This window comes from Bradyrhizobium sp. Ken64, from assembly GCF_055807555.1.
Window position 1 is genome coordinate 46,268 of sequence record NZ_JBVVPA010000004.1, and the last position, 22,930, is coordinate 69,197.

Consider the following 22,930-nt stretch of genomic DNA (forward strand, 5'->3'; position numbering starts at 1 on the left):
CGGATGCGGTCTTCTCGGCACGGGGCCGGTATCGAGGTGGGCGCAAGGGTCTGATTTAAGGCCCTAATTTAATGATCGCGAGCCTTCATGCAAGCCAAGCTTGGCGCGCATGCGCCGAAAAGCCGGCTCAATTCGGGACTTCCATGATGGTTTCCACCGGGAGGGCACCGCCGCGGACGCGGATTTCGCGCACGGGATAGGGAACCCGGATGCCCTCGCGCTTGAAGGCGTCCCACAGCGCCAGCATCACGTCGCTCTTGACGTTGTCCATGCCGTCGGGGTCGGCGATCCAGAAGGTCAGCGAGAACTTCATCCCGGCTTCCGCGAATTCGGTCAGGATGCAGTTTGGCGGCTTGCCCTTCTGTGCGCGCGGATGCGCGGCCGCGGTCTCGGCGGCGAGCTTGCAGACCAGCCGCGGGTCCGCGTCGTAATTGGTGCCGAAGGCGATTTTCACCAGCGTGTTCTTGTCGGTGTAGGTCCAGTTGACGACCTTCTGCGTCACCAGATCCTCGTTCGGCACCAGGAACTCGCGGCCGTCGCCGGCGGCGACGGAAATATAGCGCGTCTTCATCGCGCTGATCCGCCCGGTGTTGTCGCCGATGGTGACGAGATCGCCAGGCTTCACCGATTTGTCGGCGAGCAGGATGATGCCCGAGATGAAATTGGCGACGATCTTCTGCAGGCCGATACCGATGCCGACGCCGACCGCACCGGAGAACACCGCGAGCGCCGAGAGATCGATGCCGACCGTGCCGAGCGCGATCACGATCGCGACCGCAAGCAGGCCGATGCGGATGATCTTGACCAGCAGCACCTGTACCGATGGCGTCAGATCGGTGGTCGAGTTGATCCGGCTCTCGGCGAAATTGCTGGCGATGTTGGTGAGCCAGAGCGCGATGAGCAGCAGCGCGCCGGCCTTGATCACCAGCAGCGGCGTCAGCCGCAGGCCGCCGAGCACGATGGCGAAGGAGTCGAGCAGGTCGACCGTCGCATCGAGCTCGCCGAGGATCGAGAGCGCCGCGACGAACCAGGCTGTGATCGACACCAGCTTGACGATGAAGGCGTTGCGCAGCACCGAGGTCAAGAGCCGGATCGCGAGCCAGGCCAACCCCAGCTTGGCGGCGACCATCAGGAGATAGCTGCGGCTCGGCCAGGTCGCGTGGTACATGACCACGCGCGAGACGATCACAAGCAGCGTGAACGCCGCCGTCGAGGCGCTGGCGACCATCACCCGGGCGAAGTGCCGGAGCGGCAGCGGCCAGCGCATCGCCAGCGAGGTCATGTCGACGCGGCTGCGGACGGCGGCTTCCGTGGCATAGGCGATGCCGGCCGCGGCCAGAATGAGCCCGAATTGCAGGTAGAACCAGGGCGAGGAGATTTCGGCCCCGACGCTGCGCGCGGTGGTCTGCACGAACTCCATGAAGTCTTTGAGGTCCATGTCCATCGGTCTCGTCGGGAAGCGGGCGGGAGGTGTTGATTCGAGCGCGCCGGAGAATCCCATAAAGGACCCGGCCGGACCACCGATACACCGCCAAGTGAAGTGCGTTAAGGCCGCAAAACGCGGGCAGATTGCCGCGAGCGGGAGAAAATGGGTTGGCGTGCAGGGGTAGCGACGATAAGGATGCTGAAGCGCATGTTTTCGAGACGGGCAAATCTGTTGGTCGCGGCACACTTCACCTCGCCCCGCTTGCGGGGAGAGGTCGAAATTCGAGCGCAGCTTGAATTTCGGGTGAGGGGGACTCTCCGCGAGTCCCACTGTCACCACCCCCGCGGAGGCTCCCCCTCACCCCACCCTCTCCCCGCAAGCGGGGCGAGGGAGTGCCCGGCCGGTGGCCGCCTGACTGAAATCGTCGATCTCCCGGAGTAACCGCAGCACCGCATGGCTTCCCTCGACACTGTCAGCCTCGCCATATTGCTCGGCGCCGTCCTGGTGTTGGCCGGGATCCTGTCAAGCCTGCTTGCGCTGCGCTTCGGCGCGCCTCTTCTGCTCGTCTTCCTCGCGATCGGCATGCTCGCGGGCGATTCCGGTCCCGGACAGCTACAGTTCGACGACGTCCGAACCACCTATCTGGTCGGCTCGGTCGCGCTCGCACTGATCCTGTTCGACGGCGGCCTGCGGACTCGCTTTGCCAGCATCCGCACCGTGCTGGCGCCGTCCATGGTGCTCGCGACCGTCGGCGTGCTGCTGACCGCCCTGATCACGGCGCCGTTCGCGAAATATGCGCTCGACCTCAACTGGACGGAGTCGCTGCTGGTCGGCGCCGTGGTGGCCTCGACCGACGCGGCCGCAGTGTTCCTGCTCGTGCATACCCAGGGCCTGCGCCTGCGCCCGCGCGTCGGCGCGACGCTGGAGGTGGAATCCGGCACCAACGATCCCTTCGCGATCTTCTTGACCCTGATGCTGGTCGAATACATCTCGCTGGGAACGGGCACGGCCGCGCATGTGATGATGGAGTTCGCCCAGGAGGCCGTGCTGGGCGCCGTCGTCGGGGTCATCGGCGGGCGTCTGGTCGTCATCGCGCTCAATAAGGTCGCGCTGCCGCAGGGCCTCCATGCGCCGTTCGTCACCACCGCCGCGCTCGTCATCTTCGGCGGCTCGCAGATCATGCACGCCTCGGGCTTCCTCGCGGTCTATCTCGCGGGTATCATCATCGGCAACCGCCCGACGCGCGCGCATAATTCGGTGGTGGCCTTCCTGGACGCCGCGACCTGGCTGGCGCAGATCGTGATGTTCGTGCTGCTGGGCCTGCTGGTCTCGCCGAGCCGGCTCGGCGGCAGCGTGCTGCCGGCGGTCGGGATCGCATTCGTCCTGATGCTGCTGGCGCGCCCGATCGCCGTGTTCGTGTGCCTGGCGCCGTTCCGCTTCAACTGGCGTGAAAAGATCTTCATCGCCTGGACCGGCCTGCGCGGCGCGGTCGCGATCTTCCTGGCCTCGATCCCGATGCTGGTCGGGCTGTCGAAGGCCTATCTCTATTTCGACGTCGCCTTCGTCGTCGTCATCATCTCGCTCCTGCTGCAAGGCTGGACCCTGGCGCCGGCCGCGCGCAAGCTGCACGTGGCGCTGCCGCGCGCCGAGCGCGGCCCGCGCCGCGTCGAACTGGATCTGCCCGGGCAGCTCGAGCAGCAGCTCGTCGGTTATCCGGTGCGGCCGAAGAGCCTGTATTTTCGCCGCGGCCTGATCCCGTCCTGGTCGAAGCCCACGCTGGTGATACGCAACGAGAGCATTTTGACGCCGATTGAAGCCGAGCCCATCGCGCCTGGCGACTACATCTATCTGCTGGCGCCGCCGGAAAAGGCCGAATCGCTCGACCGCTTCTTCGTCGACATGCAGCCGAGCTCGGCGCCGGACCCGCATCTGCTGGGCGACTTCATGGTCTCCGGCGAACACACGCTCGCCGAGCTCGCGGAGATCTACGGCGTGAAGGTGAGCGAGGACGAGAGCTGGCACACGCTCGCTGATTATTTCGACGTGCATCTCGACCGCGCGCCGAAAGAGGGGGCGGAGCTCGTGCTGGATCCGATCGTGCTTGTGGCGCGCTCCATCTCCGGTGGCCGCGTCAACGTCGTCGGCCTGCGCCTGCCGGAAGACGAGGAAACGCCCCCGCCGCTGACGCGCAGGCAGGCGCTGCGGCGCAAGCTGGCGGATTTGTGGAGCTCGGTGGCGGGAGTTTAGCGGCGTTTCGCGCGTCGTGGCCGTGAGAATCGTTGAAGCGACATGCCTCCCCGATGTCGTCCTGGCGAAAGCCAGGACCCATAACCACCGCCAGCTGTTTTGCGAATGCTGGTGGTGATGATCTGTTCCAACGACTCCTCCCTGGGGGTCCTGGCTTTCGCCAGGACGACGGCGGAGAGCGGTGGCGACGGCGCGGGAACCGCCACCAAATCGCCGCAACCGCCGAAGATTTGCGCGTCTTCGTGACGGCTGCTCCCGGAACGCTCCGTGATGCCGCTCGTTCTTAGCGGCGTAAACGCACCTGACAGGAGTAATCCATGCAAAAGTTCATCTTGCCGGCGATCATTGCGATCGGCCTCGGATCGGCAGCGCCTGCGATGGCCTATGACACCGGCGACCAGATATCGATGCAGGTCGCACTCGACGTCGCCACCGACATCGGCGTCATGACCGTCTCGCACACCGAGTTCCTCGGCGATGAATGGCAGATCGAAGGCCGTGATCGCGCCGGCCGCTGGATGGAGGTCGATGTGGACGCTCGAACGGGCGAGGTGCGTAACGTCGATCGCGGTTGGTAGTGGCGGGTCTCGGTAGCAGAGCGCGCCGCCGCAACGCGCGGGGACCGCGCCGCCTCGGTGCGGCTGTCGGGCGCGCTCCACGTTCATCTCGTCGAGGCGCTCGGCAATTCTGAGCTGACGCACTTCCTCGCCGATCTGCTCAGCCGGTCCTCGGTGATGGTCTCGGTCTACGAACCCGCCCCAACGTCGTCCTGGCGAAAGCCAGGACCCATTACCCCGGGGAGTAGTTTTGCGAACACCGGCAGTTACGTTTTCTTCGCTGGTACGCACACCACCGGCCGCTGATAGATCACGCGGTATGGGTCCTGGCTTTCGCCAGGACGACGGCGGAGGGTGGGCCGGCGGCTTGCCTCAACCGTTGCCTGCTCAACGCCCCCCCTCACGTCAACACCTTAACCCCGCCGAACGACGTCACGCGGCCCTGCTTCAGCATCACGATCTGAGTCGCGAGTTGGCGCAGCTCGGCGACGTCGTGGCTGACATAGACCATGGGGACGTTGGCCTCGTCGCGCAGCCGCACCAGATAGGGCAGGATCTCCAGCTTGCGACCCTCGTCGAGCGCGCCGAGCGGCTCGTCGAGCAGCAGCAGGCGCGGCCTCGACAGCAGCGCGCGACCGAGCGCGACGCGCTGGCGTTCGCCGCCGGAGAGCTTTCCGGGGCGGCGACCCTGCAGCGCGCCGATGTCGAGCAGCTCGATGACGCGCTTGTGCTGCGCCGGATCGGGCGCGAGGCCGTTCATCCGCCTGCCATAGTCGAGATTTTGCGCGACGTTGAGATGCGGAAACAGCCGCGCATCCTGGAACACATAGCCGATGCGGCGGCGCCAGGTGGGGACATGAATGCCGGCCGCGCTGTCGTCGACGGTCTCGCCGTCGACCACGATGGTGCCGCGGTCGGGCCGCAGCAGTCCCGCGATCATGTTGACCAGCGAGGTCTTGCCGGCGCCCGACGCTCCGAACAGGCCGATGACGCGGCCCTCGCTCGCGAAGGCGGCGGACAGCGAGAACTCGCCGAGCTGCTTTTCGATGTCGACACGGAGCATGATCAATTCCCGTGCAGGCGCGCGGTGGCGCGGCGGGCGAACCATTCGGCGGCGATCAACGCGCCGAGCGCCAGCACGATCGAGACGATCACGAGCCGTCCCGCGGCGGCGTCGCCGTCCGGGGTCTGGATCAGCGAATAGATCGCGGACGAAATCGTCTGGGTCTCGCCGGGAATGTTGGAGACGAAGGTGATGGTGGCGCCGAACTCGCCGATCGCTTTCGCAAAGCCGAGCACCATGCCGGCGAGCACGCCGGGCAGCGCCAAGGGCAGCGTCACCGTGAAAAACACTTTGAAAGGAGTGGCGCCGAGCGTCTCGGCGGCCTGCTCGAGCCGGCGGTCGATCGCCTCGATCGACAACCGCATCGGACGCACCAGCAGCGGAAACGCCATCAAGCCGCAGGCAAGCGCAGCACCGGTCCAGCGGAAGGCGAAGACGATGCCAAGATGGTCCGCCAGGAAACCGCCGACGAGCCCGCGCCGGCCGAAAGTGAGCAGCAGCAGATAGCCGGTGACGACAGGCGGCAGCACCAGCGGCAGATGCACCAGCGCATCGAGCACCGACTTGCCCCAGAAATCGCGCCGCGCGAGCAGCCATGCCAGCGCAATGCCGAACGGCGTTGCCACCAGCGTAGCGATCACGGCAACCCTGAGCGAGAGCAGGATCGCCGTCCATTCGGCGGGAGAGATGTCGAGCATCAAATCGCAAATCAAGTCGAGGGGCTGATCAGGAACTTGAAACCGAATTTTTCAAGAATGGTCTTGGCGGCGGTCGAGCGCAGGAAGGCGAGGTAGTCGCTGGTCTCGCCCTTTGCAGTCGTGGTCGCAGCGACGGGATAGATGATCGCGGGATGCGAATCCGCCGGGAAGGTGCCGACGATCTTCACGCCGGGCTCGACCTTGGCATCGGTGGAATAGACGATGCCGAGGTTGGCCTCGCCGCGCGCGACCAGCGTCAGCGCGGCACGCACGCTCTCGGCCATGGCGAATTTCGGCTCGGCCGCCTGCCAGGCCCCCAGGCTCGTAAGCGCCGCCTTGGCATATTTCCCAACCGGCACGGATTTGACGTCGCCGGTCGCGATCCTGCCGTCGCCGGCGAGTTTTGCGAGGTCGAACCCCTGCGCGATGGGGACGTTGTCGAGCCTGGAATCCTTCGGCGCGATCAGCACAATGCTGTTGCCGAGCAGATTGACCCGGGTCGGCTCGTTGATGGTCTTCTTGGAGATCGCGTAGTCCATCCAGTCGGTGTCGGCGGAGACGAACACATCGGCCGGCGCGCCCTGCTCGATCTGCTTGGCGAGCACGGAGCTTGCGGCATAGCTGACGCTGAACTTGACGCCGGTCCTGGCGGTGTAGGCGGCGTCGACTTCGTCGAGCGCGTTCTTCATCGAGGCTGCCGCGAACACGGTGATGGTCTTGTCCTCGGCTCTAGCAGGCGAAAGGCCCGCGGCCAGAAGGAACAAAGCCGAAAGAAGCACGGAAAGGCGGGACATCGGAAGCGCTCCATGCGCGCGCTCACGGCACGCAAGGCGGCGCGCGCAAGACGGCGTTGGTTGAATGAGGCTTGCGACCGGCGGAAGCGCTGTTCCGGCAAGCCCGACGGACTTACGGTCCGGCAAGCGATCGCTGGGTCATCATAACAGGGTGGCGGAACAGGTCAAAGGCGACGGTTCGCATGGCGCCAACCAGGGATTCGTCATCCCGGGGACGACCGCGGAGGCTTTACGGCTTCGCATTGCCCGCGTGCAGCACGGCCTTGCACGCCGCCGGCATCTGCGCCAGCGTCATGGGCGGTTTCGGCTTCGGCGGCTCCGGCGGCGGTTTGGGGTGCAGCACGCCGTCGCTGAACCAATAGGCGAGATCGGAGGGCTTGCAGCCTTCGTCGTCGGATTGCGACGGCTGGCCCTCGCAGTCGCTCGCGCCCGCCGGGCAGCGCATGCGGATGTGGAAATGATAGTCGTGGCCCCACCACGGCCGGATCTTCGACAGCCAGGAACGGTCGCCCTTGGCGTCGCGGCAGAGCGCCTTCTTGATCGCGGCATTGACGAAGATGCGCTGCACCGCCGGCTCCTGCGCCGCGTCGCGCAGCACCAGCACATGGCCCGGCGTGAACACCTTTGGATCGATGTCGAGCCGGTCCGGCCGCACCATCATCACCGCCGACATATCCTCGCGCTCCTCGCGCGAGAGCCGATGGTCCGGCATCGGCGTCAGCCAGATGTCGGCATCGAGGCCGATCTGGTGGCTGGCATGGCCGGACAGCGCCGGCCCGCCGCGCGGTTGGGCGATGTCGCCGACCAGGATGCCTGGCCATCCCGCGTCCTTGTGCGCCCTCGCCGCAAGCCGCTTGATCAGCGCGATCATCGCGGGGTGACCATAGTTGCGATTGCGCGACAGCCGCATCACCTGCCAATTGTCGCCGTTGAGCGGCATCTGCTCGGCGCCGCCGATGCAGCCCTTGGTGTAGGAGCCGATGACGTGCGCCGGTCCCTTCGACGGCAGCAGCTTTCGCGCGAACAGCTCCTTGGCGCCAATACTGGGATCGTTCGGATTGGCGAGCGGCGGCAGCGGTTTTGGGTTGACGCTGCCCTTGTCCTGGGCCAGCGCGTCGCCGGCGGCCAGGAGCGTCATGACGAGGAGGAGAGGGGCGAGGCGGCGGGGACTCATGCTGACATCCTTATAGCCCAACACCGCGTCAGGGTTAAGAAACAGTCCCTTGGCTGAAATATCGCCTCAAAGTCGCAGTTCCCAGTGCGTCGGCCGGCCGATTTTTAACGGCGCGATAACCCTCTCATCCATTGACCAAAATTCGTGCGCGGGACGCGTGCTCCCCCCCTTCTGCATGCAATCGCGCGCGATCCCGGAAATGATTCAAGGCGGCGCGCAAATTTGCGCCATCTCGTTCTCCGAAGACGACGACGCGATGCGCCTGGAGCGCCCATCGGCACTGCTGCGCCTTGCAAACGGGCAATGAGGGTTGTTTTTTCGAGACTGCCAGACCGTGCGTCCCACCGCGATGCCACCCAAGATTACCTTTTTTTCAGACACTTGCCCCAAGAGTTGCGGTCGCTGGGCGCGACTGGGACGAGTGAAGTTGAGTTTGGGGTTTCGAAAGCCGAAAAAGCGAAAGGGCAGCGCGCTCGGCGGCCGGCACCCGCGCAAGCCGCGCTTTGCGCGCGCCCCTCATCTTCCGTCCGAACGCGACGAAGTTCTGCGCAGCCGTGCCGAGGCTGAGGCCGCGATCGCGGAAGCGCGCAAATCCCACGAGCGCCTGCGCCAGGCCATCGACATCCTGCCGCAAGGCATCGTGTTTCTCGATGCCGAGGGCCGCTACGTCCTCTGGAACAAGCAATACGCGGAGATCTACAGCAAGACGGCCGATCTGTTCGAGGAAGGCGCGCGCCTCGAGGACACGCTGCGCATTGGCGTCGCCCGCGGCGACTATCCGGAAGCCGCCGGCCACGAGGAAGAATGGATCGCCGAGCGGCTGCAAAAGCTCTATCAGCCCGGCTCGCGCCACGAGCAGAAGCTGGCGGACGGCCGCGTCATCCTGATCGACGAGCGGCTGACCGACGACGGCGGCGTCGTCGGCCTGCGCGTCGACATCACCGAGTTGAAGCAGCGCGAGGCCTCGTTCCGCCTGCTGTTCGACGGCAATCCCGTCCCCATGATCGTCTGCGGACTCGACGACGAGCGCATCCTCGGCGTCAACGATGCCGCGGTCGCCCATTACGGCTACAGCCGCGCCGAGTTCGAGCAGCTGACGATCCGTTCCCTTCAGGCTTTCGACAGCGAGCCGCCCTGGACCGCCGATTCGGTCGGCGAGGAGCAGGCCGGACGCACCTGGAAGCACGTCAAGGCCGACGGCGCCCTGATCGACCTTGCGATCTATTCCCGCGAACTGACCTATGCCGAGCGGCCCGCGGTGCTGCTCGCGCTGATGGACATCACCGAGCGCAAGCGCGCCGAGGCGCGGCTCTCCTTCATGGCCCAGCATGACGGGCTGACCGGTCTGCCAAACCGCAATCTGCTGCGCCAGCAGGTCGACGAAATGCTGCTGCATACCAGGCGCAGCACCGACAAGGTCGCCCTGCTGATGCTGGGGCTCGACAATTTCAAGGCGGTCAACGACACGCTGGGACACGCGGTCGGCGACAAGCTGCTGCGCGGCGTCGGCAAGCGGCTGCGTTCGACCTTGCGCGAGGAGGACGCGCTGGCGCGGCTGAACTCGGACGAGTTCGCAATCGTGCAGAGCGGCCTGACGCGTCCCGAGGATGCGGTGCTGCTGGCCAAGCGCCTGCTCGAAGCCATCGCCGATCCCTATCTGCTCGACGGCCATTCCGTGGTGATCAGCGCCTCCATCGGCATCGCGATGGCGCCGGGCGACGGCGACGATTCCGAAAAGCTGCTCAAGAGCGCCGACATGGCGCTGTCGCGCGCCAAGCTGGATGCGCGCGGCTCGTTCGCGTTCTTCGAGGCGGCGCTCGATGCGAAAGCGCAGACCCGCCGCAAGATCGAGGTCGAGCTGCGCGACGCGATCCAGAACGACGTGCTCCGGCCGTACTACCAGCCGCTGATCGACCTCCAGAGCGGCCGCATCACCGGCTTCGAGGCGCTGGTGCGCTGGCCGCATGCCGAGCGCGGCATGGTCTCGCCGGCCGAGTTCATTCCGGTCGCGGAAGAAACCGGGCTGATCAATCCGCTCGGCGGCCTGATGCTGCGCCGGGCCTGTCATGATGCCGCGACCTGGCCGGACGACGTCCGCGTCGCCGTCAACCTGTCGCCGCTCCAGTTCCGCAGCGGCAATCTGCTTTCGGTGGTGACGGATGCGCTGAAGCATTCGGGCCTGCCGCCGCGGCGGCTCGAGCTCGAGATCACGGAGACGCTGCTGCTGGAGAAGAGCGCCCAGGTGCTGGCGACGTTGCATGCCCTGCGCGCGCTCGGCGTGCGCATCTCGATGGACGATTTCGGCACCGGCTATTCCAGCCTGAGCTATCTGCGCAGCTTCCCGTTCGACAAGATCAAGATCGACCAGTCCTTCGTGCGCGATCTCGGCGCCAATCGCGAGGCCCAGGCGATCATCCGCTCCATCGTCAGCCTCGGCAAAGGCCTCGGCGTCACCATCACCGCCGAAGGCGTCGAGACCGAAGCCGAGCTGAGCTGCCTCCGCGCCGAAGGCTGCGACGAAGGCCAGGGCTTTCTGTTCAGCAAGGCCCGGCCGAACGCCGAGATCATCAGCCTGCTCGCCGCGCAGCGCGGCATCGACGGAGTAGACGAGGACGCCGCGCTGGTGGCGTGATCGGTCGCTGGACCGGCGCTGCCCCCCGCTTGCGGGGTCCCTTACGCCGCCCGCAGCCCCGCCAAAAACGTGTCCACGCTCTTCATCAGCGCCGACGCATGCTCGCCAAGCTCACCCGAGGCCACCATCACATTCCCCGCCAGCTCCCGCGATTGGTCCGCCGCCTGGCTTGCGCCGGCGACATTGGCGGAGACGTCGGTGGTGCCGGCGGAGGCCTGCTGTACGCTGCGGGCGATCTCCCGCGTCGCCGAGCCCTGCTCTTCGACCGCGGCGGCAATGGTGGTGGCGATGCCGCTGATCTCGCGGATGGTGTCGCTGATGCCGGAGATTGCCGTGACGCAATTGCCGGTGGCGGCTTGGATCGCGGTGACTTGGCTTGCGATCTCGTCGGTAGCCTTTGCGGTCTGGCTGGCGAGCCCCTTTACTTCGGACGCAACCACCGCAAAGCCACGACCGGCCTCGCCGGCGCGCGCGGCCTCGATCGTGGCATTGAGCGCCAGCAAATTGGTCTGGCTCGCGATCTCGCTGATGAGACGCAACACGTCGCCGATGCGCTCGGCAGCCGTCGCAAGGCTCGTGACCATCTCCGTCGTCTCCGCGGCCTTCACAACCGCGCCGCTGGCAACCTGACTGGAATGGGTGACTTGACGGCCGATCTCGTTGACCGACGAGGCCAATTCTTCGGTCGCGGCCGCGACCGCGTTGACGCTGGTTGAGGCTTCTTCGGAGGCGGTTGCCGCCGCGGAGGCTCGCTGTGAGGTGCCGTTGACGCTGGACGTGATCTCTCCGGCGACGTTCTGCATGCCCTCGGTCGCCTTGGCGACCGCTGCGACCACGCCCTTGACGTCGGCCTCGAAACGATCCGCCATCCGGCGCTGCAGCACCTGCTTCTCGACCTCCGCTTTGGCTTTGTCGGCCTCCTGCGCCTCGCGCATCGCGACGGATTCGAGCATGTTGCGGCGAAACACGTCGACCGACTTGGCCATAGTGCCGAGCTCGTCGCGGCGTTCGCTGCCGGGAATTGTGACGCTTGTATCGCCGCTCGACAGACGGTTCATCACGGCTGTGATCGCGGTGAGCGGCCGCGACAGCCCGCGTCCGAGCAGGAATGCCAACAGGATGGCGGCGGCGAGGATCGCCACCGTGCCGAGGATCAGATGGCGCTCTGCGGCCGCGAAGGCGGCCTCGTATTCGGTCGTATCCTTGATGATCTCGACCACGCCGACCGGCGCGCCGGCATAGTTCTTGATCGGCCCGGCATAGACCGCGACCGGATGACCGTCGAGCTCGGCCTCGCGCTGCAGCGGCGCGCCGTCGATCGCGGCTCTCAACTCGTCTGGCTTTGCGACCGCGTTCTCGCCGAAGGTCGAGGACAGCTTGTTCAGATTATTGCCGTCGACGGAATAGACCGCGAGGTCGATCCCAAAGCGCTTCTTGGCGCGTTCGACGAATTCCTTGCCGAAGGCTGCGCCGACGTCGACGTTGGCGAGATTTTTTCCGTCCCGTACGATGGGCGTCATGCCAAAGATGCCGAGCGCCTCGCGGCCCGGCTCGACGCCGACGATCTGGCGGCCGGTCTTGAGCGCCTCGACCACGGTGGCGCGGCGCCCGGAGACGTCGTCGCCGAAGGACTTGGGCATGTGGACGCGGAAGAACGAGATCGCCGGCGGAACCTGGAAGGTGATCAGCGGGATGCCCTGCGCCTTCAGCGCCTTGTTGGCATCGCCGAGCAGGGTGGTCAGGCTGTCACGGTCGCCCCTGGCAATGGCGTCGCCGACCGGCGGCAGCGCCGCAATGACGGACGAGACCGCCAGCGCCGAACGCCCCTCGTAGTCGATCGCCGCGATCACGCTCTCATATTGCAGCTTGAGCTGCTGATCGAGCGCCATCTGCGTCAGTGCCCGCTGCTGGGTGATCGAAAAGCCGGAGAGGATGGCGCAGGCCACCGCGACAGTGAGCGCGATGGCGAGAACGAGGCGGGCCGCAATCGACTTGAGTTTGAACATCTGAAATTCCCAGGCATTTCCAAAACTTGCTTTGCGAAACGGTCCCAGAAATTGCTTAACAACAAGGCGGCTGGCCTCCGTGTTTCCACGGAAATCGCTACGGCCCGTTTGCATGACTCAATGCAGTGAACGCATGGGCAGAGCATGACCCGGCCGTTCGTCGTCACGAGAGACAAAGCGCCGCAGCGTCATTCGCTCTCGACTATCGGTATTCGGCAAGGGTCATCTTACCGGCATCCTCATAGTGCGTGTCGCGTGCCTGGATCTGCTGGGCGATGGCATGCATGTCGCGGAAGCGGCGCTCGATCGGATTGCTGCGGAACACGGCGGTCGCGCCGACCCTGGGCGGTGTCGACGCTCCTCGCAGCTTGATGGATGGTCCAGGTCGCGGCGAGACGTGCCGCGTTGCGCCTCACGGCGCCTTCTCCGGTCACGCAGGAGGAGCCGCCTTGCTACTCGAGCCTGCGCACAGTTGAAAGTTCAGTGACCGACAAGCGATACGGCCTCATGCCCCTCGGCAGGAGCGGTTTGGTTGGTCCGCACGAATACAAAACGGGATGCCACGGGGATCTGAGCGTCGGCGCGGCCATCCTGGCCGATGAGGATGAGTCCCGCGCCGCCATTGGCGACATTCAAGATGACGGGGGCGCCCTGCCAGGTCCTGATTGGCTCCATTCCGATGATGAGAAACTCACCGATCGGCTGGTCGAAATATTGAAGCCTCAGTTGTGGTCCCACTTCTGTAGCCGCAAGGCCGAAACCCAACTGTCTGGCCCGCGCATAAATGTCCGCCAGCAACGCCGTGTCGGTCCGAAAGCCCAGGTCGGCCGCCGACACCGTGAAAAGCTCTACGCTCGTTGTCTTGGCGCTGACGGTAAACGTCGGTCGCGCGAGAATTTCGCCGGCCGAGTTTCCGATGCCGCAACCTGCCGCATCCAAAGCGTTGCTGAGGGCGAAGAAGTTAGCAAACGTCCCGATCCTGATCGTCTTCCACACGGGGTGATCGACGGCGGATTTGATCGGGACTTGCGGCCCATCAGACGGCGCTTGCCTGAGCTTCAGGTGATTTCGTAGGGCGTCTCGCGCCGAGCATTGAGCCAGAGCTTCGCTCGCGAACAGGACAGTGCATGCGATGCAGACGATGGCAACAATGAGAATGCTAGGTTGATACCATCCCGGCGAATGGCGCCGTATGGCATGGCAACTGACTTTCTTGCCAGCTGTTCGGCCCATAATGGACCTCTCTTGCGCAAAGGCAGCGCACTATAAAAAATTCAGAATTATCACTTCCAAATGGTCGGCGCGGTCACAGCGGAAAGCTGTTGTTCTTGTAGCTATAGAAATTGGTCCGGCAAAATCTACAAAGGTTCAGCGGCGAAGACACCGGATGGCGAACTCAACATAGGTCAGCGTGCGTGCACTTTCGCAAACTGGTCGACGTCAGCGCTCCCCTGAAAGGATCATCTTACCGACATCCTCGTAATGCGTGTCGCGCGCCTGGATCTGCTGGGCGATGGCGTGCATGTCGCGAAACCGGCGCTCGAACGGATTGCTGCGGAATACGGCCGTGGCGCCGGCCATGTGATAGGCGGTGTCGACCACCTTGGCCGACTGGTGAATGGTCCAGGTCGCGGCGAGGCGAACCGAGCTCCGATGCGCCGCGCTGAAGGCGCCGGTCGCGCAGAGATCGCGCCACATCGCACTTGCCGTCGCATAGAGATAGGCGCGCGCGGCCCGCAGGTCGCCCTCGGTGCGGCCGATCAGGCCCTGGACCGCGGGGTTGTCGTGCATGGCGCTGGCCGCCAGCGACTGATGCTTGCCGCGCGCCAGCGCGATTGCGGCATCCAGCGTGGCGCGCGCCACGCCGAGCGACACCGCGGCAAAGCCGAGGCCGAAGGTCGAGCCGGTGCCGATCCTGTAAAGGGGACCCTGCTCGCGTAGCGCGGACGGCACGTCACGAAATGCCGTGAAGCGCTCGGGGACGAACAGGTCGGCGACCTCGTAGGAATCGGTGCCGGTGCCAGCGAGCCCGATCGCCTGCCAGACGTCGTGCAACACGGCGCTCGCGACCGGAAACAGGATGGTGCGCACCTCCGCCGAGCCGTCGGCATTTTTCCGCGGCGCGCCGTCCGCGCCGACGATGCGGACATGCGCGCCGAGCCAGCTCGCCTGCCGCGAGCCCGAGGCAAACTCCCAGCGCGCCGTGACGCGATAGCCGCCCTCGACGATGCGCGCCTCATGCGCGATCGCGCCCCAGGCGAGGATTCCCGGCGCCGTATTGAAGATCTCCTGCGCGGTGTCGTGGTCGAGCGAGGCCGCGATCATCGCACAGACCGTGCATTGACCAAGGCACCAGGCGGTGGAGGCATCCACTTTCGCGATCTCCTCCAGCATCTGCATGAAGGCTTCCGGCGGCGCTTCGACGCCGCCAAGGCTCTGCGGCAGCAGCGCGCGATAGAGCCCGTTCTCGATCAGCGCGTCGACGACGGCCGGCGTCAGCCGCCGCGACCGCTCGATCTCGTCAGCCTCGCCCGCGATCAGCGGCTGGATGGCGCGTGCCCGCTCGACGAGGCCAAATCCGGGAGTTGCGTTCATGCGCGTTTCCTCGCCCATTCTTGCTGTGAGCGGTAAGGAGGCAATGGTGGTCTATCTGGCGGGGAGGATCAAGCTGGTCCCACCGTCATTCCGGGCCGGCGCCAATTGGCGCGCTCCGGAATGACGGTTCGATCTCGCAAGCTCGCGCTGACGCGGGCGACATCACAGCTCGGGCAAAGCCGGCGGCGGCTTGCGTGCGTTGCTTGCTTGCTCGAAGGCATACGCCAGCCGCAGCAGCTTGTGCTCGCTCCAGGCGCGCCCTGCGAAAGTGACGCCGAGCGGATAGTCGGGCGTGTCTTTGCCGTCGTCTGTCCCCGAGACGAAGCCGCCAGGCACCATGACGCTGGGATACCCTGCCTTGGCGGCGATTGCGGCGCCATAGGCGCCGGGGAATAGCACCGCATCGAGCTCGTGCTGGTTCATATAGGCGTCCATGCCGCGCGTCCTGGCGGAGAGCAGGTCCATGGCACGTGCGGACTTGTATTCGGGCTCGCTGAGATCGCCCCTGGTCAAGTCAGCGGCGAGAAAGTGGTCCTGCCCGAATCGCAGCGCTTTGTCGGCGTTCGCTGCGTTGAAGGCCACGATGTCGGCCATGGTCTTGATGTCAGTGTTGGTCGCCCAATCCCTCAGGTAGAGATTGAGATCGTGCTTCAGCTCGTACAGAAAGACGACCGGCGGCCTTGCGACCGTGCCTTTGTGGGCGCTCAGCGGATTGCGGTTGAGCACGGCCATGGTCGTGCCCGGCCCACCGATCCAGCCAAGAGTTGGCATGCTGGCGCGCACGATGATGGCGCCGAGATCTTCCAGCACCTTGATCACCCCAGCCATCAGCTTGGCCGACTTGGCCGGCAGCTTGCCGTAATAGCAATCGTTCAGCGGGTCAGCGGGATCGCTCGGTACGCCGATGCGCGCGCCCTTCATCGCGTCGGTGACGAGGCCGGCGGTGTAGTCGGCCGGCCGCCGCTGCTCTTGCGTCGCTGGGTCGAGCGGGTCTTTGGCAGCCAGCACATTCAGCAGCATCGCCGCATCGCGCACCGTGCGCGTCATAGGCCCGGCGGTGTCCTGGCTGTGCGCGAGCGGCACGATGCCGGCACGGCTGATCAGCCCGACCGTCGGCTTCACGGTGACGAGTCCGTTCAGGCCGGCGGGAAACAGCAGCGAGCCCGAGGTTTCGGTGCCTATTGAGGCCGCGCACAGTCCGGCCGCCACCGCGACCGCCGAACCCGAGCTTGAGCCCCCTGGGGTCAGAACCGGGATGCCGTGCTCGTCCATCAGCCCTGGTGCGTAGGGGTTCTTCACCTGGCCGCCCAGCGATGAATAGCCCGAGGGCATGTCGATCGCGAGCATGTTGGCGAACTCCGTCAGGTTCGCCTTGCCCAGGATCACCGCGCCGGCGCGCCGCAGCAGCTTGACGATGGTGGCATCATCCCTGGCGCGCGCGCCCTCCAGCGCCAGCGAGCCCGCCGTGGTCGGTTGTTCGTCGCCCGTCGCGATATTGTCCTTCAGCAGGATCGGCACGCCCGCCAGCGGCCGCTGGGCCGACGGCCTCGTGCCGTCGAGCGTGCCCGCGAGCGCATCGGGATTGAGTGCGCGGACCGAGTTGAGTTTAGGCCCGTCGCGGTCATAGGCCGCGATGCGCGCGAGATAGAATTCGGCCAGCGCCCTCGCGGTGATCCGCCCGCCGGCCAAGGCATCGATGATGTCGCTCATCGGCGCGTGCGCGAGCATCTGCATGGTCAGCGCCGACGGCGTCCGTTCAGTCAGGCCAGATCCAGGAAGCTCGGACATTCGCGTTTCCTCGCCCCATTCTGCCGTGAGCGGTCAATCGCGCGATGGTGGTCTATTTGGCGAAGACGATCAAGGTGGTGTGCCGTCAATCCGGCAATCGCTGCGTGAAGTGCGGAATCAGAGATGATGGCGCGAGCTCGAAGAGCTCACGCCGGCCCCAAGAAACTATTGGCGCTGCTCGGATATTATCGTTTTCCAGAACAGCATGATACTCTTCCGAAACAGGCAGCGATTTTGGCCTCCAACCGGCAGCGGCAAATGTCCTCGTCTGATGCTCCGATGAAACGCAGTGACGCAGCCCGCCGAGGGCGGAGACAGACGAAGACCCTGCTGCTGATTTTAGCCATCGGATTTCTCGCTTTCGGTGCCGCTGCGGGTACATTGTATTACGCGCTGCGGCCGATAACTCTTCGGATTGCCGTCGGACCGCCGGGAAGCAACGATCACAAAGTGATCGAGGCGATGACCGAGGCCTTTGCCAACGAGAGCAGGACCGTGAGGCTGTCTCCGATCACGACCGCCGGGGCTGCCGAAGCTCTCGCTCTGCTCGGTGCCGGCAAGGCCGACCTTGCGGTGGGTCGCGGCGATCTGGAAATGCCGGCCGACGCGCAAACAGTCGTCATCTTGCGCAAGAACTTCGTCGTGCTGTGGTCTTCTTCGGGAGTTGCGGGCAAGGGCTCCAAGCGAAGGCCGGCGCCGAAAATCAAGGAGGTCGCCGATCTCGCGGGGCACAAGGTGGGGGTGATCGGCGCGACCCCGGCGAACGCCGCGTTGCTGAGAGTCATCCTGAGCGCCGCCGGTGTGGAGCCGGACAAGGTCACGGTCGCTCAATTCGGCACGGGCCAGCTTGAGGAGCTGGCGCGTGACCCGAGCCTCGACGCCTTCATGGCTGTCGGTCCGCTCGATAGCAAGATAACCGCCGACGCGATTGCCGCGACCGCCCGGACGCGTGGCGAGCCGAAATTTCTCGCGATCGACGCGTCGGAAGCCATCGCCCTGAAGCATCCTCGTTATGAATCGGAGGAAATTCCGCCAAGCATTTTCAATGCGAGTCCAGCCCGGCCGGATGACAAGGTTGAGACCGTCAGTGTCAGCCATTTGATCGTCGCGCGGAATGCCTTGTCCGAAACGACAGTGGCGGCGTTTTACCGCCAGCAATTCGCCCTCCGCCAGGCGATTGCCAGGCAGGTGCCTGGCGCTGCGCAGATCACCAAGCCGGACACCGAGAAAGAAGCCGAGCTGCCGGTTCACCGGGGAGCGGCGGCCGTGATCGACGGGACCGAGCGCACCTTCCTCGACAGATACGGCGACTATTTCTGGTTTGCGCTCCTGCTTCTCTCCGGCATCGGCTCGGCCGGCGCCTGGCTGCGTCAATATCTGAATCGGGATGAACGCGACGAGAACACTGGCCATCGCAACAGGATTCTGGCGCTGGTTTCCAAGGTGCGCACTGCGGAGTTCGACCACGAACTGTTGGCCATGCAGCAGGAGGTCGACGCCATCATCGTCGAAACACTTGGCTGCTACGATGACGGCGCCATCGAGGAGGAGGAACTGGCAGCCTTCGGCCTGGTGCTCGAACTGTTCGATCATGCCCTCAGCGAGAGGCGCGCAGCGTTGCAAATTCCTCCTTCGAACGTGCTCGCCGCGCGGCGGTAGCGATACTGGCTCTGGTTCCTGGAAAGGAACGGTCGGGCGCTCAAGGCGTTTGAGGTAGCGAAAGGACACTTGCATGACCGAGAAATTCGATCCGGCACCGCCGGACAAGAACGCGGAAGATCTCAAGCGTGGCATCCGACGCGACAAGGCCAGGGACGACGAGCTGGACAAGGGCTTGAAGGATAGTTTCCCGGCGTCAGACCCGGTGAGCAGCACCCAGGCGTCCAAGGCGACGCCGGACGCATGAAAGGAGGGATAGACTATGGGCCTCGCAGCCTATGATATCGTTGGCACGGACGGTGCCTGGCACGTCGACCACGATGGCGAAATCCGGAACACTTACCAGACCAAGGAAGCCGCCTTCGAGGCGGCTGTGGCCGCGGCATCGCTCGCCATGCGGCAGGGTCACTCCGTCCGGCTGACGGTGCCGGAAAGCGAGAACGCCGTCGGCGCGGAAAATTCGGGCGGATGACCCTCAAGGGCATTCTGATTCTACACGGCCGCCAGCAAATGGGCGGGCGCAAACGGCTTGCGCAAAAAGGTCGTATTGGGCGGCAGCGGCGCCATCACCGTCCCCGACATCAGCACGATGTTCAGCCCCGGATGAGCACTGCGCGCGTACTCTGCGAGCTCGAGCCCGGTCATTCTTCCCGCGAGGTTGTGATCGGTGATGAGCGCCCGCAGCTCCCTGCCCGTGGACGCGACGATAAGCTCCGCCGCTTCCGCGGTGGCACATTCGACGACTTCGAACCCTTCGTCCTTGAGAAGGTCGGATAGAACTTCGCGCTGGAGCGAGTCGTCCTCGACCAGCAGCATGACGAAATTCGACATGCGGTCATTCCCCACTTATCGAATGTTAATGCGCGTCCTGGAAGATTGTTCGGTTGTGATGTCTTCGTTCGGCGCTCCTTGCGCCACGGCATGATCAGTCGAACATGTTGCATTCTCCTTGAGCTTTCGACGCAGGCGCCGAAGCGGGGACCGGACAGGAGCGGCAATGGCAATCGTCTTCATCACGGGCAGCACGGACGGTCTGGGCCGCGCGGCTGCCCAGTCTCTCCTCGAACAGGTCCTGCACGCACGATCGGCGGAACGCGCGGCGGCAATCGCCGGGCTTGAATCGAAATCCGCACGGGTCGTGATCGGCGACCTCAAAAGCGCCGCCCAGACCAGACATTTGGCAGATCAGGTCAACGCAATCGGACGAATGGACGCGGTCATCCACAACGCCGGGGTCTATACCGAGCGCAGCCGCGGCCCGACGCCCGAAGGCCACGCCTCCACTTTGGCGGTCAACACGCTCGCGCCCTATTTGCTCACCGCCCTGATGAAGCGCCCCGATCGCCTGGTGTATCTCAGCAGCGGACTTCATCGCGGCGGAGAGGGATCGCTAGGCGATCTCGACTGGACGAGGCGAACCTGGGATCCCGCCAAGGCGTACGCGGAGAGCAAGCTGCACATGGTCGCACTGGCCTTTGCCTTGGCGCGGCGTTGGCCGCAGGTGCTGAGCAACGCCGTCGATCCCGGCTGGGCGCGCACCAAAATGGGCGGTGCCGGAGCGCCGGTCGGCGTGGCCACCGGACAACGGACGCAGACCTGGCTGGCGGTGAGCGATGATCCCGCCGCCCTGGTCAGCGGTCGTTACTGGCATGACCTCCGCCAACAGGAGCCGGCGCACGAAGCGACCGATCCCGATTTTCAGGAAAGGCTTCTCGACAGACTGGGCGGGTTGACCGGGGTGACGCTGCCTCCGGCGTAGAAGCAATTCGCCTGATGCGCGCAGGATGGGTAGTGGCGGCCGTTCGCGCGAGATCGGTCGTCAAATCTGTCGAGATAGCGTCGGCAAAAGGTTCCTGCGCTGGATCGTTGTTGAGGCTGGCGAAGGGCAACACGATGAGAGAGAGGAGGCGCGATCTCGGGCCTGACTGTCGGTTGTGCCTGGATATTTTGAGCTTTCCGTTTTGCGTCAGCGCGGACCGTCTTTCAGACATTCCAGTATCCCGCAAGGCCGCCGACAATTGCGCCGATGGCGGCGACCGACGCCAGCACGCTGCCGACGAGCCTTAAACGACCTCTGATACTGCGGCCATCCAGCGGATCGCCGTTCGCCAACAGCGTTTGCAGAGGTAACCGCGATCGTAATCGCTGCCGCGGCTCCTGGTCGTCGATCCTCATCCTGCACAGCGCCGACGAAACGAAAGCCTTTTCGTGGAAATGTCTTGATAAGACGTTGTTGCTGACCGGAGTCACTGATCGCTCGTCGGACGGCGTTCAGCCGGGTCGTCACCGCCGCATCGGATACGATCCGGCCATTCCAAATCGCGTTGACGAGATCGTCTTTGCTGACGACGCGATCCCGGCTGCGGATCAGATGTGCGAGCACATCGAGAACCTGGGGGGCCGTCGGCACGACATCGGGTCCGCGCCGCAATTCGCGCCGCTCGGTGTCCAACGCGCAGTCCTCGAAGAACTAGCGCTCGGCACCAGTCCCAAGCCTGCCCTCTATTCTCCGAGGGTGCGGGAGCAGTTCTCTGCGGACAATAGGCCTTCGGCAGGAATAATGTAAGCAGCGAGCATCAGTCCGCCCGGTCAGGGTTGGCAGCGTCGTGCCTTTCTGCGAGGCCTGCCTCGCAAAGGGCTTGCGCGAAGACTGCGAAGTCGTCTTCTCGGCGAAACGGTGCCAGATTCCTGAGATTGGCATGCAGATCGGGATTGCGTTCGAGAGCTTGCAAGACGGATCGTTGTGCGCGGTCGAGCCGCCCTGCGAGTGTGTTGCTAGCCGCAGAAACGCAGGTCAGAAGCAGGAAATTGGCACGACCGCGCAAAGCGCTCCCAGCGCATGACGCAGACACATCATAGCGGCCCGCCAGAAAATGCGCATACGCCATGGCCCCCTGAGTATTGTAGTACATCGGCGGGTCGAGCGGGCTAAGCCTCATGGCATATGCAGCGTGTTCGAGGGCGAGGTCTGGCTCCCCTCGCCAAACCCTCAACCAGGCACTGGTGGACCATGCTTGTGCGAAGTTGGGGTTGCCAGCCAACGCCCGGTCCACGAAAGCCGCGGCGTCGTCGAACTGATGGGCTATAAAGGCCAGTGCATATCCGCCGACAGATAGTGCAAATGGATCATCTGTCCCCAGCTCTACCGCCCTCCAGGCTAGCCGCGTGGCTTCCGCAATTTCCTTTGCCGGATCGCTGATCCAGCCATTCGCCTTGCGCCGAACATAGCACCAGGCGGCCAAGCCATGGGCACAGGCCAGATGAGGGTCGAGTTCGATCGCCTTGCAAAATAGCTGCAGTGCCTCGGTGTTCGCGTCGTTGGACCAACGAACCTTCGCCATCCCACGCAGGTAATGGTCGTAGGCATCCAGACTGTCGGTAGGCTTGCGCCTTGCCCGTTTGATCTCCTCACGCTGCAGCTTCGGGGCAATCGCGCCGACGACACTGGCCGTCAGACTGTCCTGCAGATCGAACATATCCTCGATCGGCCCCTCGAAGCGGTCTGCCCAGAGATGTGCGCCAGTTTCGGCATCGATAAGCTGTCCCGCGATTCGAATTCGATTTCCGGCTTTACGCACGCTACCCTCGAGGACGTAGCGCACACCAAGCTCGCGACCAACCTGCTTTAAAGCAACGACCCGGCGCTTATACGCAAAACTCGAATTGCGCGCGATCACGAACAGCCAGCGAAAGCGAGAGAGAGCCATCGTGATTTCCTCCACGATGCCATCTGCGAAATACTCCTGTTCCGGATCGGAGCTGAGGCTGACGAAAGGGAGGACGGCAATAGAGGGCTTATCCGGGAGTGGGAGGGGCGCGGTCGCCGTTTCTGGCTGGTATTGGACGGCTGCCAAAGAATTTGGCGACGGTGCTTCCCGGACGGCTCCGACGAAACGGAAGCCCTTACGCGGGATCGTCTTGATCAGGCGTTGGGCTTGCCCGCAATCGCCAACTGCGGTCCGGGCGGCATTCATGCGGGTCGTAAGCGCAGCCTCCGATACAATACGCCCTTTCCAAATGGCGTTCATGAGGTCGTCTTTACTGACAACGCGCTCCCTGTTGCGGATCAAGTAATCGAGAATGTCGAAGACCTGTGGCGCAACGGGAACGACATCAGCCCCGCGATGCAGCTCGCGCCGATCCGTGTCGAACACGTGTTCATCAAAGAGATAGCGCAAATTGCCACTCCTGTAGACGACACTCCGCCGGATGAAGCTGCCTTCACCAGTTGGGACGTAAAGAATAAGCCGCCGGTAAGGAAAATGTAAGCTGCACGTCAAGCGTGCCCGGC

19 protein-coding genes and 3 pseudogenes are annotated in these 22,930 nt (G+C 64.7%); 9 read left to right on the forward strand and 13 right to left on the reverse strand.

Annotated elements, in window-relative coordinates; translation table 11 throughout:
* Positions 1-127: 127 nt before the first annotated feature.
* A complete protein-coding gene (locus tag AC0L2F_RS08465) occupies positions 128-1,444 on the reverse strand; it encodes a mechanosensitive ion channel family protein (protein ID WP_473248097.1) in 1,317 nt (438 codons plus the stop codon).
* A gap of 435 nt (positions 1,445-1,879) precedes the next feature.
* On the opposite strand from AC0L2F_RS08465, the gene AC0L2F_RS08470 reads away from it, so the two are divergent.
* From AC0L2F_RS08470 to AC0L2F_RS08480, 3 genes and pseudogenes are all read left to right on the forward strand, one after another.
* Entirely contained in the window at positions 1,880-3,673 is a 1,794-nt protein-coding gene (locus AC0L2F_RS08470) for a potassium/proton antiporter (RefSeq protein WP_473248098.1), read from the forward strand.
* Positions 3,674-3,990: 317 nt separating this feature from the next.
* Positions 3,991-4,251, forward strand: coding sequence for a PepSY domain-containing protein (locus AC0L2F_RS08475; RefSeq protein ID WP_007604956.1), 261 nt, complete (start codon positions 3,991-3,993; stop codon positions 4,249-4,251).
* 18 nt (positions 4,252-4,269) lie between these two features.
* Positions 4,270-4,440, forward strand: a pseudogene (locus AC0L2F_RS08480) (GntR family transcriptional regulator); the annotation flags it as partial.
* Between the two features lie 190 nt (positions 4,441-4,630).
* Here the strand turns inward: AC0L2F_RS08480 and modC are convergent.
* From modC to mepA, 4 genes are all read right to left on the reverse strand, one after another.
* A complete protein-coding gene (gene modC / locus AC0L2F_RS08485) occupies positions 4,631-5,293 on the reverse strand; it encodes a molybdenum ABC transporter ATP-binding protein (RefSeq protein ID WP_473248099.1) in 663 nt (220 codons plus the stop codon).
* 2 nt (positions 5,294-5,295) lie between these two features.
* Positions 5,296-5,991, reverse strand: a complete 696-nt coding sequence (modB, locus tag AC0L2F_RS08490; RefSeq protein ID WP_007604962.1) for a molybdate ABC transporter permease subunit — start codon at positions 5,989-5,991, stop codon at positions 5,296-5,298.
* An 11-nt stretch (positions 5,992-6,002) separates the two neighbouring features.
* On the reverse strand, positions 6,003-6,785 hold the full coding sequence (gene modA, locus AC0L2F_RS08495; RefSeq protein ID WP_473248100.1) for a molybdate ABC transporter substrate-binding protein: 783 nt from the start codon (positions 6,783-6,785) through the stop codon (positions 6,003-6,005).
* Between the two features lie 229 nt (positions 6,786-7,014).
* Complete coding sequence (mepA, locus tag AC0L2F_RS08500; RefSeq protein ID WP_007604967.1) at positions 7,015-7,959, reverse strand: penicillin-insensitive murein endopeptidase; 945 nt, start codon at positions 7,957-7,959, stop codon at positions 7,015-7,017.
* A gap of 49 nt (positions 7,960-8,008) precedes the next feature.
* Here mepA and AC0L2F_RS08505 point away from each other — a divergent pair, with 49 nt between their 5' ends.
* Both AC0L2F_RS08505 and AC0L2F_RS08510 read left to right on the forward strand, forming a co-directional pair.
* On the forward strand, positions 8,009-8,266 hold the full coding sequence (locus AC0L2F_RS08505; protein WP_473248101.1) for a hypothetical protein: 258 nt from the start codon (positions 8,009-8,011) through the stop codon (positions 8,264-8,266).
* Between the two features lie 120 nt (positions 8,267-8,386).
* On the forward strand, positions 8,387-10,591 hold the full coding sequence (locus AC0L2F_RS08510; RefSeq protein ID WP_473248102.1) for a putative bifunctional diguanylate cyclase/phosphodiesterase: 2,205 nt from the start codon (positions 8,387-8,389) through the stop codon (positions 10,589-10,591).
* A 41-nt stretch (positions 10,592-10,632) separates the two neighbouring features.
* Here the strand turns inward: AC0L2F_RS08510 and AC0L2F_RS08515 are convergent, their stop codons facing one another.
* The 5 genes and pseudogenes from AC0L2F_RS08515 to AC0L2F_RS08535 form a co-directional block, all read right to left on the reverse strand.
* A complete protein-coding gene (locus tag AC0L2F_RS08515; protein WP_007604970.1) occupies positions 10,633-12,597 on the reverse strand; it encodes a methyl-accepting chemotaxis protein in 1,965 nt (654 codons plus the stop codon).
* 202 nt (positions 12,598-12,799) lie between these two features.
* Positions 12,800-13,028 (reverse strand): annotated as a pseudogene (locus AC0L2F_RS08520) (acyl-CoA dehydrogenase family protein); the annotation flags it as partial.
* A gap of 49 nt (positions 13,029-13,077) precedes the next feature.
* A complete protein-coding gene (locus AC0L2F_RS08525; RefSeq protein WP_473248103.1) occupies positions 13,078-13,830 on the reverse strand; it encodes a hypothetical protein in 753 nt (250 codons plus the stop codon).
* A 207-nt stretch (positions 13,831-14,037) separates the two neighbouring features.
* Positions 14,038-15,192, reverse strand: a complete 1,155-nt coding sequence (locus tag AC0L2F_RS08530; RefSeq protein ID WP_473248104.1) for an acyl-CoA dehydrogenase family protein — start codon at positions 15,190-15,192, stop codon at positions 14,038-14,040.
* 162 nt (positions 15,193-15,354) lie between these two features.
* The gene (locus tag AC0L2F_RS08535; protein WP_473248105.1) at positions 15,355-16,980 is read right to left on the reverse strand and encodes an amidase family protein; all 1,626 of its coding nucleotides are present in this window, start codon (positions 16,978-16,980) and stop codon (positions 15,355-15,357) included.
* A 279-nt stretch (positions 16,981-17,259) separates the two neighbouring features.
* Between AC0L2F_RS08535 and AC0L2F_RS08540 the strand changes: the two genes are divergently transcribed.
* From AC0L2F_RS08540 to AC0L2F_RS08550, 3 genes are all read left to right on the forward strand, one after another.
* Complete coding sequence (locus AC0L2F_RS08540) at positions 17,260-18,639, forward strand: TAXI family TRAP transporter solute-binding subunit (RefSeq protein WP_473248106.1); 1,380 nt, start codon at positions 17,260-17,262, stop codon at positions 18,637-18,639.
* A gap of 73 nt (positions 18,640-18,712) precedes the next feature.
* Positions 18,713-18,886 carry a hypothetical protein gene (locus AC0L2F_RS08545; protein WP_007604975.1) on the forward strand — a complete coding sequence of 58 codons (174 nt, stop codon included), beginning with the start codon at positions 18,713-18,715 and terminating at the stop codon, positions 18,884-18,886.
* Between the two features lie 15 nt (positions 18,887-18,901).
* Positions 18,902-19,111: a hypothetical protein gene (locus AC0L2F_RS08550; protein ID WP_007604976.1), complete on the forward strand. Its 210-nt coding sequence runs from the start codon at positions 18,902-18,904 to the stop codon at positions 19,109-19,111.
* Between the two features lie 20 nt (positions 19,112-19,131).
* Here the strand turns inward: AC0L2F_RS08550 and AC0L2F_RS08555 are convergent, their stop codons facing one another.
* Positions 19,132-19,470 carry a response regulator gene (locus AC0L2F_RS08555; RefSeq protein ID WP_063994532.1) on the reverse strand — a complete coding sequence of 113 codons (339 nt, stop codon included), beginning with the start codon at positions 19,468-19,470 and terminating at the stop codon, positions 19,132-19,134.
* Between the two features lie 166 nt (positions 19,471-19,636).
* Between AC0L2F_RS08555 and AC0L2F_RS08560 the strand changes: the two genes are divergently transcribed.
* The gene (locus tag AC0L2F_RS08560) at positions 19,637-20,398 is read left to right on the forward strand and encodes an SDR family NAD(P)-dependent oxidoreductase (RefSeq protein ID WP_473248107.1); all 762 of its coding nucleotides are present in this window, start codon (positions 19,637-19,639) and stop codon (positions 20,396-20,398) included.
* A gap of 393 nt (positions 20,399-20,791) precedes the next feature.
* On the opposite strand, the pseudogene AC0L2F_RS08565 reads toward AC0L2F_RS08560, so the two are convergent.
* Both AC0L2F_RS08565 and AC0L2F_RS08570 read right to left on the reverse strand, forming a co-directional pair.
* Positions 20,792-21,091, reverse strand: a pseudogene (locus AC0L2F_RS08565) (winged helix-turn-helix domain-containing protein); the annotation flags it as partial.
* A gap of 124 nt (positions 21,092-21,215) precedes the next feature.
* Positions 21,216-22,817 carry a winged helix-turn-helix domain-containing tetratricopeptide repeat protein gene (locus AC0L2F_RS08570; RefSeq protein WP_473248108.1) on the reverse strand — a complete coding sequence of 534 codons (1,602 nt, stop codon included), beginning with the start codon at positions 22,815-22,817 and terminating at the stop codon, positions 21,216-21,218.
* Between the last annotated feature and the right edge of the window lie 113 nt (positions 22,818-22,930).